Origin of the sequence: Bacillus sp. SDLI1 (assembly GCF_001553895.1) — a bacterium.
GTDB lineage: Bacteria > Bacillota > Bacilli > Bacillales > Bacillaceae > Bacillus > Bacillus siamensis.
In genome coordinates this window covers 1,184,218-1,199,528 of sequence record NZ_CP013950.1, presented here as the reverse complement: position 1 = coordinate 1,199,528, position 15,311 = coordinate 1,184,218, and the positions used below count along the sequence as shown (strand labels likewise).

At 47.4% G+C, this 15,311-nt stretch carries 14 protein-coding genes; 10 read left to right on the top strand and 4 right to left on the bottom strand.

All coding sequences use genetic code 11. The features are described 5' to 3' along the window. Positions 1 to 80: 80 nt before the first annotated feature. From hemE to AUL54_RS05400, 5 genes are all read left to right on the top strand, one after another. Positions 81 to 1,142, top strand: coding sequence for a uroporphyrinogen decarboxylase (gene hemE, locus AUL54_RS05420; RefSeq protein WP_029575331.1), 1,062 nt, complete (start codon positions 81 to 83; stop codon positions 1,140 to 1,142). Positions 1,143 to 1,217: 75 nt separating this feature from the next. Further along, entirely contained in the window at positions 1,218 to 2,153 is a 936-nt protein-coding gene (gene hemH / locus AUL54_RS05415) for a ferrochelatase (protein WP_016938333.1), read from the top strand. Between the two features lie 27 nt (positions 2,154 to 2,180). Beyond that, a complete protein-coding gene (hemY, locus tag AUL54_RS05410) occupies positions 2,181 to 3,614 on the top strand; it encodes a protoporphyrinogen oxidase (protein WP_060963150.1) in 1,434 nt (477 codons plus the stop codon). 149 nt (positions 3,615 to 3,763) lie between these two features. Beyond that, a complete protein-coding gene (locus tag AUL54_RS05405; protein WP_016938331.1) occupies positions 3,764 to 4,336 on the top strand; it encodes a TetR/AcrR family transcriptional regulator in 573 nt (190 codons plus the stop codon). Between the two features lie 71 nt (positions 4,337 to 4,407). Next, positions 4,408 to 6,741, top strand: a complete 2,334-nt coding sequence (locus AUL54_RS05400; RefSeq protein WP_060963149.1) for a YhgE/Pip domain-containing protein — start codon at positions 4,408 to 4,410, stop codon at positions 6,739 to 6,741. A 61-nt stretch (positions 6,742 to 6,802) separates the two neighbouring features. Here AUL54_RS05400 and fabHB read toward each other — a convergent pair whose 3' ends face one another. After that, entirely contained in the window at positions 6,803 to 7,780 is a 978-nt protein-coding gene (gene fabHB / locus AUL54_RS05395; RefSeq protein ID WP_060963148.1) for a beta-ketoacyl-ACP synthase III FabHB, read from the bottom strand. Positions 7,781 to 7,915: 135 nt separating this feature from the next. Then, positions 7,916 to 8,122 (bottom strand): hypothetical protein, encoded by a 207-nt coding sequence (locus tag AUL54_RS21875; RefSeq protein WP_060963147.1) that lies wholly within the window; start codon positions 8,120 to 8,122, stop codon positions 7,916 to 7,918. A 131-nt stretch (positions 8,123 to 8,253) separates the two neighbouring features. Between AUL54_RS21875 and AUL54_RS05385 the strand changes: the two genes are divergently transcribed. Further along, positions 8,254 to 9,285, top strand: a complete 1,032-nt coding sequence (locus tag AUL54_RS05385) for a M42 family metallopeptidase (RefSeq protein ID WP_060965057.1) — start codon at positions 8,254 to 8,256, stop codon at positions 9,283 to 9,285. A gap of 39 nt (positions 9,286 to 9,324) precedes the next feature. On the opposite strand, the gene AUL54_RS05380 is transcribed toward AUL54_RS05385, so the two are convergent. Both AUL54_RS05380 and yhfH read right to left on the bottom strand, forming a co-directional pair. Continuing rightward, a complete protein-coding gene (locus AUL54_RS05380) occupies positions 9,325 to 10,614 on the bottom strand; it encodes a glutamate/proton symporter GltT (protein WP_060963146.1) in 1,290 nt (429 codons plus the stop codon). Positions 10,615 to 10,848: 234 nt separating this feature from the next. After that, positions 10,849 to 10,971: a protein YhfH gene (gene yhfH / locus AUL54_RS20530; RefSeq protein WP_370465857.1), complete on the bottom strand. Its 123-nt coding sequence runs from the start codon at positions 10,969 to 10,971 to the stop codon at positions 10,849 to 10,851. 169 nt (positions 10,972 to 11,140) lie between these two features. On the opposite strand from yhfH, the gene AUL54_RS05375 reads away from it, so the two are divergent. The 4 genes from AUL54_RS05375 (at position 11,141) to AUL54_RS05360 (ending at position 15,282) form a co-directional block, all read left to right on the top strand. Further along, positions 11,141 to 11,875: an MBL fold metallo-hydrolase gene (locus tag AUL54_RS05375; RefSeq protein WP_060963145.1), complete on the top strand. Its 735-nt coding sequence runs from the start codon at positions 11,141 to 11,143 to the stop codon at positions 11,873 to 11,875. Between the two features lie 12 nt (positions 11,876 to 11,887). Continuing rightward, positions 11,888 to 12,883, top strand: coding sequence for a lipoate--protein ligase (lplJ, locus tag AUL54_RS05370; RefSeq protein ID WP_016938323.1), 996 nt, complete (start codon positions 11,888 to 11,890; stop codon positions 12,881 to 12,883). Positions 12,884 to 12,964: 81 nt separating this feature from the next. Beyond that, positions 12,965 to 13,609 (top strand): SDR family oxidoreductase, encoded by a 645-nt coding sequence (locus AUL54_RS05365; protein WP_060963144.1) that lies wholly within the window; start codon positions 12,965 to 12,967, stop codon positions 13,607 to 13,609. 131 nt (positions 13,610 to 13,740) lie between these two features. Continuing rightward, positions 13,741 to 15,282, top strand: coding sequence for a fatty acid--CoA ligase family protein (locus AUL54_RS05360; RefSeq protein ID WP_060963143.1), 1,542 nt, complete (start codon positions 13,741 to 13,743; stop codon positions 15,280 to 15,282). Positions 15,283 to 15,311 lie beyond the last annotated feature (29 nt).

Genomic DNA, 15,311 nt, shown 5'->3' with positions numbered 1-15,311 from the left:
ACCATTTTTAAAAAACAAGGTATAGTGTAATGGGCGAAGAACACGAACGTATGGTTGCAGGAGGAAAGGTGGAAATTCAGATGAGTAAACGAGAAGCGTTTAATGATACGTTTTTAAAAGCGGCACGGGGAGAAAAAACAAATCACGTCCCTGTCTGGTACATGAGACAGGCGGGGAGGTCACAGCCGGAATACCGCAAGCTGAAGGAAAAGTACGGCTTAGTCGAAATTACGCATCAGCCCGAGCTGTGCGCGTATGTGACGAGACTTCCGGTCGAGCAGTACGGAGTGGACGCTGCCATTTTATATAAAGATATTATGACGCCTCTTCCTTATATCGGAGTGGATGTTGAAATTAAAAACGGAATCGGCCCGGTGATCGATCAGCCGGTGCGCTCTGCTGCGGATATTGAAAAGCTCGGCGAACTGAATCCCGAACAGGATGTTCCTTACGTGCTGGAAACGATCAAATTACTCGTAAACGAACAGCTGAATGTCCCGCTCATCGGTTTTTCGGGAGCGCCTTTTACGCTGGCCAGTTATATGATTGAAGGCGGGCCTTCTAAAAATTACAACAAAACAAAAGCGTTCATGCACAGTATGCCGCAAGCGTGGCAGATGCTGATGGACAAGCTCGCGGATATGATTATCGTTTATGCAAAAGCGCAGATTAACGCCGGCGCAAAAGCCATTCAGATTTTTGATTCCTGGGTCGGCGCGCTGAACCGCGAAGATTACCGGCAATTTATAAAACCGGTGATGGACAGGATTTTCCGGGAGCTTTCAGCAGAACAAGTTCCGCTGATCATGTTCGGCGTAGGCGCAAGCCACCTGGCCGGAGACTGGCATGACCTTCCTCTTGACGTTGTCGGTCTTGATTGGAGACTCAGCATAGATGAAGCCAGAAAACAAGGCATCACAAAAACGGTTCAGGGCAATCTTGATCCGTCGCTTCTTCTTGCGCCTTGGGAGGTCATCGAGAAAAAAGCGAAAGCGATTCTTGACCAGGGTATGAAAACGGATCGGTTTATTTTCAATTTAGGACACGGCGTGTTCCCTGATGTAAACCCGGAAACGCTGAAAAGGCTGACGGCGTTTGTGCATGAATACTCCGCGGCTAAAATAGGGGAACAATCTTCCTGAGCAGATCGTTGGTTATAAGAAGATTTTCCTGTCAAAATCAAGATAGACAGACCATCAAAAGAGGTGTTTAACAAAATGAGCAGCAAAAAGAAAATGGGACTTCTCGTCATGGCTTACGGAACGCCTTACAAAGAAGAAGATATAGAACGTTATTATACACATATCAGACGCGGAAGAAAGCCGGAGCCGCACATGCTTCAAGACTTAAAAGACAGATATGAAGCGATCGGAGGCATTTCGCCGCTTGCAAAAATTACGAAGGAGCAGGCGGAGAAGCTCGGACAGCGTCTAAATGAAATCCAGGACGACGTCACATTCAAAGTGTACATCGGATTAAAACATATTGAACCGTTTATCGAAGACGCGGTGGCGGACATGCATAAAGACGGTATTACAGAAGCTGTCAGCCTGGTGCTCGCCCCTCATTTTTCAACATTCAGCGTCCAGTCATACAACAAACGCGCCAAAGAAGAAGCGGAGAAGCTTGGCGGCTTGACCATCAAGTCGGTTGAAAGCTGGTATGATGAACCGAAATTCGTTGATTATTGGGTCAGCCAGGTGAAGAAAACGTATGAATCAATGCCGAAAGAAGAACGGGATGACGCGATGCTGATCGTCTCAGCGCACAGCCTTCCTGAAAAAATTAAAGAATACGGCGATCCGTATCCTGACCAGCTGGAGGAATCCGCAAAACTGATTGCCGAAGGCGCCGGAATTACCGATTACGCAGTCGGCTGGCAGAGCGAAGGGAACACCCCTGATCCGTGGCTCGGGCCGGACGTGCAGGATCTCACGCGCGAGCTGTATCAAAAGCATCCTTATAAAGCATTTGTATACGTGCCCGCAGGCTTCGTTGCCGATCATTTAGAGGTGCTTTACGATAATGATTACGAATGCAAAGCTGTGACCGATGAAGTCGGCGCAAGCTACTATCGTCCGGCCATGCCGAACGCACAGCCCGAATTTATCGACGCGCTTGCAGCGGTCGTGCTGAAAGAGCTGGACAAGTAGAACTAAACGGTAAAGAAGGCGATAAAAATGAGTGGCGATAAAAAACATCTGGTCATCATCGGCGGCGGCATAACGGGATTAGCCGCCGCCTTCTACATGGAAAAAGAAATCAAAGAAAAACAGCTGCCGCTTGAGGTCACCCTGATTGAAGCGGGCCCGAGAGCGGGCGGCAAAATTCAGACGGCGCATAAAGACGGCTACATCATTGAGCGGGGGCCGGATTCTTTTCTCGAAAGGAAAAAAAGCGCTCCGCAGCTCGTAAAAGATTTAGGGCTTGAGCATCTGCTCGTCAACAATGCGACCGGCCAGTCTTACGTGCTCGTCAACGAGACGCTTCACCCGATGCCGAAGGGCGCGGTGATGGGCATCCCGACAAAAATCGCACCGTTCATCTCCACCGGCTTATTCTCTGTTCCCGGAAAGGCGCGGGCGGCGCTTGATTTTGTTCTGCCTGCGAGCAAACCGAAGGAAGATCAGTCTCTGGGTGAATTTTTCCGCAGACGCGTCGGTGACGAAGTTGTTGAAAATTTAATAGAACCGCTTTTGTCAGGGATCTATGCCGGAGATATTGATAAGCTGAGCCTCATGTCCACATTTCCGCAATTCTATCAGACTGAGCAAAAGCACAGAAGTCTGATTCTCGGCATGAAAAAATCGCGTCCGCAGCCTTCAGGACAGCAGCTGACGGCCAAAAAGCAGGGGCAGTTTTTAACGCTGACAACAGGGCTTCAAACGTTGGTGGAGGAGCTGGAAAAGCAGCTTACGCTGACAAAAGTGATGAAAGGTACGAAAGTCACCCATATCGGCCGCGAGGAGAAAGGATATTCCGTGACGCTGGATAACGGCAAAGTGCTTCATGCGGAAGGATGCATTGTAACAGCGCCGCATAAAGCCGCGGCGAAAATGCTTTCTGATCTGCCGGCGGTTTCATGTCTCAAAGACATGCATTCTACGTCCGTCGCCAACGTCGCCTTAGGTTTTCCTGAGGGAGCCGTCAAGATGGAGCATGAAGGTACGGGATTCGTTATCTCAAGAAACAGCGACTTCTCCATCACGGCCTGCACATGGACGAACAAAAAATGGCCGCATGCGGCGCCGGAGGGCAAAACACTGCTCAGGGCGTACGTCGGAAAAGCCGGAGATGAATCCATCGTAGATCTTTCAGATAACGAGATCATTAAAATCGTAATGGAAGATTTGAAAAAAGTAATGAATATCAAGGGCGAGCCGGAAATGACCTGTGTGACCCGCTGGAACGAAAGCATGCCGCAGTACCATGTCGGCCATAAAGAGCGCATCAAAGAGTTCAGAGACGCGCTGAGAGCTTCCTATCCGGGTGTATACGCGACAGGCGCGTCTTTTGAAGGGGTGGGCATCCCAGACTGTATCGACCAGGGAAAAGCGGTCGTATATGATTCACTGGCTTATTTATTTGAAACGTACCAGCCTCCGTTACCTTAAAACGGAGGTTTTTTTTGCATGTTCCCGTTCTGTAAAGGGAACACCAATAAAAAGAAAAAACATTTGAATCTTCTTTGCGACTGTGATAAGTTATCTTATGTACAAAATGACTAAAACGTTCAAACGGTCAATTTAACGAGGTGGGAAACATGTCCGTCGATCGGAAAAAGCTCATTCTGGAAGCGGCAACGAAGTCTTTTACACAATTCGGCTACAAAGCAACGACAATGGATCTGGTGGCAAAGCTTGCAAATGTGGGGAAGGGAACCATCTATACGTTTTTCAAAAACAAAGAAGAACTGTTTGATGACATTTTCACCACTATTTTAAGAGAAATGAAGGAACACGCCGATGAAGCGATGAAACCGGAGCTTTCATTTCACGAAAATGTCCACCGGGCGCTTGTCGCGATTTTGGAATTCAGAAAAACACACCAGCTGACTATTAAAATTTTTCAGGAGAACGCCGAGATTGGTACAATAGCCGTTCAGGATGTCATTGCGAAAATGGAGCGGGCCATTCTGTCATATATTAAAGAAAAGATAGAATATGCCATTGAAAACGGGAGCATTAAACCGTGCGATCCGGAGCTGACCGCTTTTGTCATGCTTAAGCTTTACATCGCGCTGATATTTGACTGGGAAAAAAATCATCCGCCTCTTGAAAAAGAGACGATCGCCGAATTGCTGGAAATGTATGTTGGTCAAGGATTATCTAAATAGATGATCCTTCACTTTTTAGGTGCCGTGACCGTTTTGTCAAATGAGTCAGTTTGCGGAAGGAGGCAACAGGGTTGAATACAATAAAAAGCCAGTGGAAAGACATTGTAACGAGCAAGAAACTGTTAATCCCCATCATTGCCATATTATTCGTTCCGCTGATTTACAGCGGAGTGTTTTTGAAGGCGTACTGGGACCCGTACGGCACGGTGGATCAGCTGCCGGTTGTCGTTGTCAACCAGGATAAAGGGGCGGACTACGAAGGGAAACATCTTCAGATCGGTGACGATCTTGTGAAAGAATTAAAGAAAAATGATAATTTTGATTGGCATTTTTCAAGCGATCTTGATCAATCGTTAAAGGACTTATTAAATGCTAAATATTATTTAGTGGTCGAGATTCCTGAAGGTTTTTCGAAAAACGCCAGCACGGTAATGGATAAAAATCCGAAAAAGCTGGATCTGAAATATCATACGAACGCCGGATCCAACTATGTCGGGGCGACAATCGGCGAAAAGGCAATCGATAAACTGAAAGCCTCCGTGTCGAAAGAAGTGACAGAGCAATACGCAAAAGTCATTTTTGACAACTTTAAAGATATTGCCAAAGGACTCGGCAAAGCCAGCAGCGGCGCCAAGAAAATAGACGACGGCACGAAAAACGCGAAAGACGGCAGCGCCAAGCTGAAGGAAAATTTAGCGAAGCTTACTGAAAGCACCGCAACCATCAGCGATAAAACGCAGCAGCTTACCGACGGAGCGGCGAAAGTGACAAGCGGAATTCAAACGCTTAACAGCTCTATCGCAAAACTGCAGAGCGCAAGCGCCGACATTCAAGACAAATCAGGACAGATTGCTTCAGGAGGAGGCCAAGTGGCCAGCGGGCTGAAAACGAGCCTTGACGCACAAAAGCAGCTCCAGCAAAAGCTTCCGGATTTAACGAATGGATTAAGCGCGTTAAACAGCAAGGCGCAGGAAGTATCGCAAAAAGCGGCGGCATTTGAAGATGCGATCAATTCAGTCAACCTCTCAGATATTGAAAAAGCGGTTGGGGAGCTTGAGCAGACTGAAAAGGAATTGCAGCAGTTTAAGAAAAAGCTTTCCGATCTGAAAAACAGCCTGGACGCCCGGGATGACGCGGTCAAAAAGGTGATTCAGGACAGTGATTTCTTAACGGGTGAGCAAAAAACGAAACTGGTTCAGCTTCTGAATGAGAAGATTCCGAAGGCTGACCTTCCGGATTTAGATAATATCGTCAGCCAGCTTCCGTCCGGCGGAGATGTTCAGCTTCCGGATATGTCAGTGATAAAAAGCGCGCTGGAAGATGTAAAAGCGAAGGCTGATCAGCTGAAAGCACTGCCGCAGTCCACATCGAAACTGTATAACGGCGCGGCGGCGGTACAAGACGCGATTAACCAGCTGACAGCGGGAACTGATAAATTATACAGCGGAGCGCAGACCGTCTTTGAAAGCCAAAACAAACTGACGGCCGGCATCGGCGAATACAACAGCAAGTTCAGCCAGCTCAAATCAGGATCAGAAGCGTTAGTGTCAGGGAGCGGCCAAGTATCAGGCGGCTTAACGAAACTGCTTGACGCACAAAACAAAATCCATGACGGCTCGTCCAAAATTGAGCAGGGCCAAGCGTCACTCGGCACCGGTTTAAGCAAGCTTTTAGACGGCACCGGACAATTGTCCAGCCAGCTGAAAGATGCGGCCGATCAAACCGGAGACATTAAGACAGATAACAAAACGTACAGCATGATTGCCGATCCGGTAAAAACAGACGATAACGCGATTCATTCCGTGCCTAACTACGGTACCGGACTGACGCCTTATATCCTGTCTATGGGCTTATATGTCGGCGGATTGATGCTGACGGTCGTATTCCCTCTGACAGAAGCTTCGGGCCGGCCGAGAAACGGGTTTGAATGGTTCCTCAGCAAATTCAGCGTTATTCTGCTCGTCGGCCTGATTCAATCTGTTATTGTCGCAACGGTTCTGTTAAAAGGAATCGGACTTGATGTGGAAAGCACCTGGAGATTCTATCTCTTTACGATGATTACGAGCATCGCGTTTTTGTCCATGATTCAATTATTAGCGACTACGATGGGAAATCCGGGACGTTTTATCGCTGTCATCATTCTGGTGCTCCAGCTCGGGGCAAGCGGAGGAACCTTCCCGCTTGAACTTCTGCCTGGATTCTATCAAGTGATCCACGGGGCACTGCCGATGACGTACAGCATCAACGGATTCCGTGCCGTCATTTCAAATGGCGATTACGGCTACATGTGGCAGCAGGCATCGATTCTATTAGGCATTGCCGTTGTCATGATCGTGCTGACCATCGTGTACTTTACGGTGCAAAGCAAAAAAGAACACAAAGCGGAAGAAGAAATCACAGCATAAGAAAAAGAGGCCCTGGGCAGATGCTCGGGGCCTCTTTTTTCAGTTTTCGATCATCGTTCTATTAAAATCCCCATCTCACCAGCAATCCGGTATAAGTCAATCCGCCGCCGAACCCGAATAATACCAGTGTCTGGCCTTCCGACAGTTTTTTCGCTTTCACAGCTTCATCCAAAGCGAGAATAATAGAAACCGATGAAGTGTTGCCGTAATATTCAACGCTTGTCAGCGTCCGTTCAAGCGGGAAGGGAAGTTTTTCACAGATGGATTCGATCATCCGCATGTTGGCGCTGTGAGGAACGAACCAATCCAGATCGTCTTTTGAAAAGCCGGCTTTTTCTAAAAGAGCGTTGCATTCCTCAGGCACGGTTCTGGCCGCCCATTTATATACTTCGCGCCCGTTTTGGACCATATTTCCTCCGCCTTTAAGCGGTTCGCCGTTTAATTCAGCGCTCAGTCCCGTCCGATACAGCACGTCCGCCCCGCTCCCGGCCGTTCCTTGCACGGCTGCCAAAAAGCCCGGCGCTGATTCGTCGCGTTCCACCAATAAGGCGCCTGCAGCGTCTCCGAAAAGGACACAGGTCGTCCGGTCAGTATAATCCGTTACTTTTGATAATGTTTCACCGGCAATCACGATCACTTTTTGATGAGAACCGGCGGTGATTAATGCGTCTGCGAGCTGAAGGCCGTATGTGAGTCCGGCGCATGTGGCGTTAATATCAAGGGCGCCGGTGTGAGGCCAGCCGAAATGAGCCTGCACGCGTGCCGCAGTGCTTGGAAACGCATAGTCCGCGGTCGTTGTAGCGACAAGGATCATATCGACATCATCAAGGGTCCCGCTGTATCGTTCCGCAAGGTTTTTCACCGCTTCTATACATAAATCCGATGTGAATTCATGTTCGCCGGCAATACGTCTTTCCTTCATGCCGGTACGCTGGACGATCCATTCATCAGATGTATCGACGATGCGCTCCAAATCCGCATTTGTTAATCGGCGTGCCGGAGCATATGTACCGATTGCTGTAATTTTAGATTTTGACATGATGAATCACTCCTTTATAATCAGATTATAACACCAGATATTATTACTTGGTACTAATATTAATAAAAAAACCCAAGCAGCATCCGCTGTTTGGGGAGCATGAGACATCTATTTATAAAACGGGCTTGTGTGATATTACCAATGACGGCAGCAGTGGCGGCATGAATGATGATGCTTCTTTTTTTCTTTCTTCTTTTTACAAGGGTCTTCTTTTTTCTTTTTACAGTGATCTTCTTCTTTTTTACAGCCCCAGAAGGCTGCACCAGACCAATCATCCTCAAACCAATCCTCAAACCAATCATTATGAAACCTTTTCCGCTTGTGCGGTTTACGGCTGATCATACATTTCCCTCCTATCCCCATGCTCCCTTCATCTTATGAAAAAAGAGAAGGAAAAGATTGGACGGGTTGTGGATCAAAAGAGTATATTTTAAGAAGAATCAAATTGATAGGAGGAATGACCTGTGGCAGATATGAAACATACGATGGAACTGATTAAAGAACTGGTGTCGATTCCGAGTCCGACGGGCAATACATACGAGGTTATCGCTTATACAGAAAGTCTTTTAAAAGACTGGGGCGTCTCCTCTTACAGAAACCGCAAAGGCGGTCTTTTTGTCACGATTCCCGGCCGTGATGACAAGAAACACAGATTGCTGACGGCGCATGTCGATACGCTCGGCGCGATGGTAAAGGAGATAAAGGCGGACGGCCGGCTGAAGATTGATTTGGTCGGCGGCTTCCGATACAACTCGATTGAAGGGGAATATTGCGAAATCCAAACTTCTTCCGGCAAAACCTATACAGGCACCATTTTAATGCATCAGACTTCAGTGCACGTCTACAAGGACGCCGGCAAGGCAGAGCGGAATCAGGAGAATATGGAAGTCCGCCTTGATGAGCCTGTCCGGACGAAGGAAGAGACGTCCGATCTCGGCATCAGAGTCGGCGATTTCATCTCATTTGATCCGCGCGTGCAAATGACGCCGAGCGGTTTTATAAAATCCCGGCATCTTGATGATAAAGCGAGTGTGGCCCTGCTCCTGAACTTAATCCGCCGCATCACAGAAGAGAAAATCGAACTTCCGTATACGACGCATTTTCTGATTTCTAATAATGAAGAAATCGGCTACGGCGGCAATTCCAACATTCCGCCTGAAACCGTCGAATACTTGGCTGTTGATATGGGAGCGATCGGCGACGGCCAATCTACGGATGAATATACCGTCTCTATTTGCGTGAAGGATGCAAGCGGCCCGTACCATTATCAGCTCAGAAAACATCTGGCCGGGCTTGCGGAGCGCTATGGCATTGATTATCAGCTTGATATCTATCCGTATTACGGTTCTGATGCTTCAGCAGCCATCCGTTCGGGCTATGACATCGTCCACGGGCTGATCGGCCCGGGAATTGACGCGTCACACGCCTTTGAACGCACGCACGAATTATCGCTTCTTAATACGGCGAAGCTTTTGTACCGGTACGTTCTATCGCCGATGGCATAAAAAAACCCTGCGCGGAAAAGTTCCGTGCAGGGTTTTCGTTTAACCTGAGATGGTTGTGTTTTGTTCTGTTTTGGCGAGGCTCATGACCTTCGCGCCTTTAGCGGGATCATACTGGCCTTCCCATTTTGACATCACAACGGATGCCAGCGCGTTTCCGGTCAGATTGACGACCGTACGGGCCATGTCCATAATCCGGTCAACACCGGCGATGAATGCAAGGCCTTCTGCAGGAACGCCGATTGTGCCTAGTGTCGCAAGCAGGACGACGAAAGAAGTCCCGGGCACGGCAGCCATTCCTTTGGAAGTGACCATCAAGACAAGCACAAGGGTAATCTGCTGCCAAATGGACAAGTCAACGTGGTATACCTGAGCGAGGAATAATGCGGCGATAGATTGGTACAGCACAGATCCGTCTAAGTTAAAGGTATATCCGATCGGCACAACAAATGAAACAATTCCTTTCGGACATCCGATTTTCTCCATTTTTTCCATAACGCGGGGGAGTACAGTTTCGGAGCTTGACGTACTGAACGCCAATAAAATTTCATCCTTCATATAGGCGAGGAATTTGAAAATGTTAACCCCGGCAAGCTTTCCGACGATTCCGAATACAACAATGAGAAAGAAAGCCAAAGCTACATATACTAAACCGACCAGTTTACCGAGTGAAAGCAGGGAACTGAGCCCAAATTTGGAAACGGTAACACCAATCAATGCAAAAACACCAAACGGAGCAACTTTCATGACCAGGTTCACAACGTGGAACATCGCATGAGAAACACCTTCAAAGAAGGCCAATACGGGCTTTCCTTTTTCACCGATTGCCGAGATGCCGAGTGCAAACAGCACGGTAAAGCAGATGATGGCAAGCAGATCTCCTTCGGCCAATGATTGGAAGAAGTTTGTCGGTACAATATGCAGGAATGTGTCCGCGATGGATTTATTATTTTGTTCTTTTTCTGTTTCAACATATTGACTGATATCTGTTTTTTGAGCCTCATGTATATTAACGCCTGTTCCCGGATGAAAAAGATTCGCCAAAGCCAGTCCGAGAATGATGGCGAAAGTGGTAATGATCTCAAAATACAAAATCGTTTTGAAGCCTAATTTTCCGACCTGTTTTCCGCTTCCCGCGCCGGCAACGCCGATGATTAAGCTGGAGACGACGATAGGAATCACTATCATTTTGATTAAGCGTAAAAACAAATCGCCGATAGGCTGTAAATAAGTTGGAACAGCAGGATTGCCATACCAGATGACACCGACTACAACCCCTAGTATGAGTCCGACGAAAATTTGCGTCGCTAATCCAAAACGTAATTTTTTCATAGATTACCTCCCGAAGAAAAAAGTGCAATAAGTATCTAAAAAGATAGCTATTAGAACAAATTATAATAGAAAAGAAAACAATCCGTCTATAAAAAAATATAGATTGAAAATACTGAATCTTTTAAAACGTACATATAATTGCTAATAATGGTGAATAACGCCCTATTCAGAAAGTATGATGAGGGCCGAAAAAAACGGGCGCCGCACAACTTAGAATTGTGCGGCGCCCTATTGTCACATATCCTTAATTTTCAAGCAGTCATTGCACAGATTAATGTGACACTCATACTGCTCAACAATCTCATTTCCGCATTCTTCACATTTCTTACCGGGTAAATTTCTGAAAAAATCCGACATCTTTTCCAACATACCCATCCCTCTTTCGTTGTGTTTTCTCTACATTGTATTATAACAGTTAACGAAAATCAACGGCTGTTTTGGCACAATGTTTAAAACATGCAATTTATACGAAAAATAGGTATATTGAAGGAAAGGATCTTTTTATCTTAAACATTCGGAGGATGCTATGAAAGTTACAGTTATTGGATGCTGCGGCGGGTTTCCGGCCGCAAATGAAGCAACTTCAGGCTATCTGTTTCAGTCCGGCGGTTATTCTTTGCTCGTCGATTGCGGAAGCGCCGTATTATCAAAGCTGTTTGCCTATGTACCGGCAGAAGAGCTTGATGCCGTGATTTTGTCCCATTATCACCATGACCACATCGCTGATATCGGGCCGCTTCAATTTGCCAAGCAAGTCGGCTCATTTCTTGGAAAAGGAACGGATGCGCTGCCGATTTACGGGCATGATGCTGATATAGAACAGTTTGAGCGTCTTACATACAAAACGCATACAAAGGGAATGGCCTATCAGCCGGACCGTCCGCTTTCTGCCGGGCCGTTCACGATTACCTTTCTGAAAACGGTGCATCCTGTCACTTGTTATGCGATGCGGATTACTGACGGTTCCGCTTCCGTTGTGTATACGGCTGATTCAAGCTATCAGGACTCGTTTATTCCGTTTGCGGAAAATGCCGATCTGCTGATCTGTGAGTGCAATTTTTACGCAGACCAGGACGGCACGTCAGCCGGTCATATGAACAGCTTGGAAGCCGGACGTATCGCGAAGGAGGCGGGAGCGGGGGAGCTGATTCTCACGCATCTGCCTCATTTCGGCGAGCACCGCAAGCTGAAAGAAGAAGCGGAAACCGTATTCGGGGGCGAAGTAAAAATCGCGGCCTCCGGATTGAAGTGGGAGAAATAGAGGAGGAGCACCATGTTATTTATTGATAACCAAAACATAACCGATCCGAGGATCAACCTCGCGATCGAAGAATATTGCGTGAAGCATCTCGACCCTGAACAGACATACCTGCTTTTTTATGTTAATCAGCCGTCGATTATTATCGGGAAGAATCAAAATACAATAGAAGAAATCAATACGAAATACGTAGAAGATAACGGAATCATCGTCGTCCGCAGACTGTCAGGAGGCGGCGCGGTTTATCACGATCTCGGAAATCTGAATTTCAGTTTTATCACAAAGGATGACGGAGACAGCTTTCACAATTTTAAAAAATTCACCGAACCCGTCATTCAGGCGCTGCGCCAGCTCGGTGTGGAAGCTGAATTAAGCGGCCGCAACGACATTGTCGCAGATGGCAGAAAAATTTCCGGCAACGCTCAATTCTCGACGAAAGGGCGGATTTTCAGCCACGGAACATTAATGCTGGATTCGGCCATTGACCATGTTGTGTCAGCACTGAAAGTGAAAAAAGACAAAATCGAATCAAAGGGCATTAAATCAATCAGAAGCCGTGTCGCCAACATCAGCGAGTTCCTTGATGACAAAATGACGGCCGATGAATTCAAAAAGCACCTGCTTCACCATATTTTTAATACAAATGATCTTTCCAAAGTGCCGGAATATAAGCTGACGGATGAAGACTGGAAAGCGATCCGGAAGATTTCTGAAGAGCGTTATCAAAACTGGGACTGGAATTTCGGCCGGTCGCCGGCATTTAATCTTCAGCATTCCAAACGTTATCCGGTCGGATCAATTGATCTCCGCCTTGAAGTGAAAAAAGGAATCATTCAAGACTGCAAAATTTTCGGTGATTTTTTCGGTGCGAAAGATGTGAGTGAAGTCGAACAGGCGCTGATCGGAAAACAGTATGACAGAACCGCGATCAGGGAGGCGCTGGCCGGAATTGAGCTGAAACAGTATTTCGGCAACATAGAGCTGGAAGACTTCCTCGAACTGATTTATTAGAACACTTGCCAAACCGCATGATTTGAATCAGCGCCCGTTTTTATGAAATGATAGAACCATAATAGATAGGGAGGGATCATGATGAAAGTATTTCTCATCGGAGCAAACGGACAGATCGGACAGCGGCTGACCGGGCTGTTTCAACAAGACGGCACCCATACGCTTCGGGCGATGGTCCGGAAAGAAGAGCAGAAAGAAGCGCTTCAAGCTGCGGGAACAGAAGCCGTTCTTGCGGATCTCGAAGGAAGTGCGGAAGACATCGCGAAAGCCGCCGAGGGCTGTGACGCGATGGTTTTTACCGCCGGATCAGGCGGAAGCACCGGATATGATAAGACGCTTTTGATTGATCTTGACGGAGCGGCAAAAGCGATAGAAGCGGCAAAGAAAGCCGGCATTAAGCGGTTTATTATGGTGAGCGCTCTTCAGGCTCATAACCGGGCCAACTGGAATGAATCGCTGAAGCCGTATTATGCCGCAAAGCATTATGCGGACAAAATTCTTGAAGCGAGCGGTTTGACGTATACGATTATCCGTCCCGGCGGGTTATTAAATGATCCCGGTACGGGCAATATCAATGCCGCCGCCGATTTAGAAAGAGGCTCCATTTCAAGAGACGATGTCGCCAAGACCGTTATCGCATCCCTTAATGAACCGAATACGTATGAAAAGGCGTTCGATCTGACGGCGGGCAGCACGCCCATCAGAGAAGCGCTGAAACAATTATAGTTTCCGGTTTTACGGCACTCGGGGCTTTTAGCCCTTGAGTGTTTTTCTATATTTTTCTATAATGAAAGTGAACGTTTATTCCGGAGAAATGAATGACTATTCATTCATTACATTTTTAAAGGGGTGGGAAAATGAATCTGGTTTCCAAATTGGAAGAAACGGCATCACAGAAACCGGAAAAACCAGCTTGTCTGTTTCAAGATCAGTACATGACGTATGAGGAGCTGGCAGGTAAAATCGAAGCATTTGCAAACGGATTGGAAGACAGGGGACTGAAAAAAGGGGATCATCTCGCTTTGCTGCTCGGAAATACGCCTGATTTTGTCATTGCGTTTTTCGGTGCGTTAAAAGCGGGAGTTGTCGTTATACCTGTTAATCCGGCATACACACCTTCAGAGATCGCATATATGCTGAAAAACGGCGATGTCAAAGCGATCGCCGGCATCGACCTTTTAATTCCCGTATTTGAAAGCCTGCACGGCTCACTGCCGCTAGTGGAGCATATCATCATCAGTCAGACCGCGGAGAACGCTCCATCGACAGAAGACCCTCAATTGCGCTTGAAAATGACAACGTTTACAAAAATGCTCCGTCCGGCGGAGCGCACCAGAACCTATCCGACATTGTCCCAAGATGATACTGCCGTCATTTTATATACCTCAGGGACGACGGGAAAACCGAAAGGCGCCATGCTCACCCATCAGAATCTTTTTTCCAACGCGAATGATGTCGCCGGATACTTAGGAATGAATGAGAAAGATAAAATTGTAGCCGCATTGCCGATGTTTCACGTTTTTTGTTTAACTGTTTGTATGAATGCGCCTCTGATGAGCGGAGCGTGTGTATTAATCGAGCCGCAATTCAGCCCGGCCTCTGTGTTTAAACTGATTAAACGCCGGCAGGCAACTATTTTTGCAGGCGTTCCGACGATGTATAACTACCTGTATCAATATGAGCACGGCAAGGCGGAGGATTTTGCGTCTATCAGGCTCTGCATTTCAGGCGGCGCTTCGATGCCGGTCGCTCTGCTGCAGACGTTTGAACAAACCTTTAATGTCACCATTTTGGAAGGATACGGACTTTCTGAAGCGTCTCCGGTTACTTGTTTCAATCCGTTTGACCGGGGGAGAAAGCCCGGCTCAATCGGGACGAATATTTTGCATGTCGAAAATAAAGTCGTTGATACGCTCGGTCGAGAACTGCCCGCCCATCAAGTGGGGGAATTGATTGTGAAAGGGCCGAATGTGATGAAAGGCTATTACAAGATGCCGGAGGAGACGGAACATGCGCTGAAGGACGGCTGGCTATACACTGGTGATTTGGCGAAGCGCGATGAAGACGGTTATTTTTATATCGTCGACAGAAAAAAAGATATGATTCTCGTCGGCGGATACAACGTCTATCCGCGTGAAGTAGAAGAAGTGCTCTACAGCCATGAGGGCATTAAAGAAGCCGTGGTTATCGGCGTTCCTGACGCCAAAACGGGGGAAGCGGTGCATGCTTATATAGTGCCTGCCGATGGTGAGCTGACAGAGCAGGCCGTTGTTGATTACTGTGAACAGCATTTAGCAAAATATAAGCGCCCGGCGGAAGTGGTTTTTCTTGATGAGATTCCGAAGAACGCGACCGGGAAGCTGCTGAGACGGGCGGTCCGGGACATGCTTCCGAAATGACAGACGAAAAGCGAAGCCTGAGGGCTTCG

Excerpts from the sequence above, each read along its gene's own strand:
- fabHB (WP_060963148.1), bottom strand. The coding sequence starts at position 7,780 with ATGTCAAAATCTAAAATTACAGCAATCGGTACATATGCTCCGGCACGC.
- hemE (WP_029575331.1), top strand. The coding sequence starts at position 81 with ATGAGTAAACGAGAAGCGTTTAATGATACGTTTTTAAAAGCGGCACGG.
- lplJ (WP_016938323.1), top strand. The coding sequence starts at position 11,888 with ATGTTATTTATTGATAACCAAAACATAACCGATCCGAGGATCAACCTC.
- yhfH (WP_370465857.1), bottom strand. The coding sequence starts at position 10,971 with ATGTCGGATTTTTTCAGAAATTTACCCGGTAAGAAATGTGAAGAATGC.
- AUL54_RS21875 (WP_060963147.1), bottom strand. The coding sequence starts at position 8,122 with ATGATCAGCCGTAAACCGCACAAGCGGAAAAGGTTTCATAATGATTGG.
- hemY (WP_060963150.1), top strand. The coding sequence starts at position 2,181 with ATGAGTGGCGATAAAAAACATCTGGTCATCATCGGCGGCGGCATAACG.
- AUL54_RS05375 (WP_060963145.1), top strand. The coding sequence starts at position 11,141 with ATGAAAGTTACAGTTATTGGATGCTGCGGCGGGTTTCCGGCCGCAAAT.
- AUL54_RS05405 (WP_016938331.1), top strand. The coding sequence starts at position 3,764 with ATGTCCGTCGATCGGAAAAAGCTCATTCTGGAAGCGGCAACGAAGTCT.
- hemH (WP_016938333.1), top strand. The coding sequence starts at position 1,218 with ATGAGCAGCAAAAAGAAAATGGGACTTCTCGTCATGGCTTACGGAACG.
- AUL54_RS05385 (WP_060965057.1), top strand. The coding sequence starts at position 8,254 with ATGAAACATACGATGGAACTGATTAAAGAACTGGTGTCGATTCCGAGT.
- AUL54_RS05365 (WP_060963144.1), top strand. The coding sequence starts at position 12,965 with ATGAAAGTATTTCTCATCGGAGCAAACGGACAGATCGGACAGCGGCTG.
- AUL54_RS05380 (WP_060963146.1), bottom strand. The coding sequence starts at position 10,614 with ATGAAAAAATTACGTTTTGGATTAGCGACGCAAATTTTCGTCGGACTC.
- AUL54_RS05360 (WP_060963143.1), top strand. The coding sequence starts at position 13,741 with ATGAATCTGGTTTCCAAATTGGAAGAAACGGCATCACAGAAACCGGAA.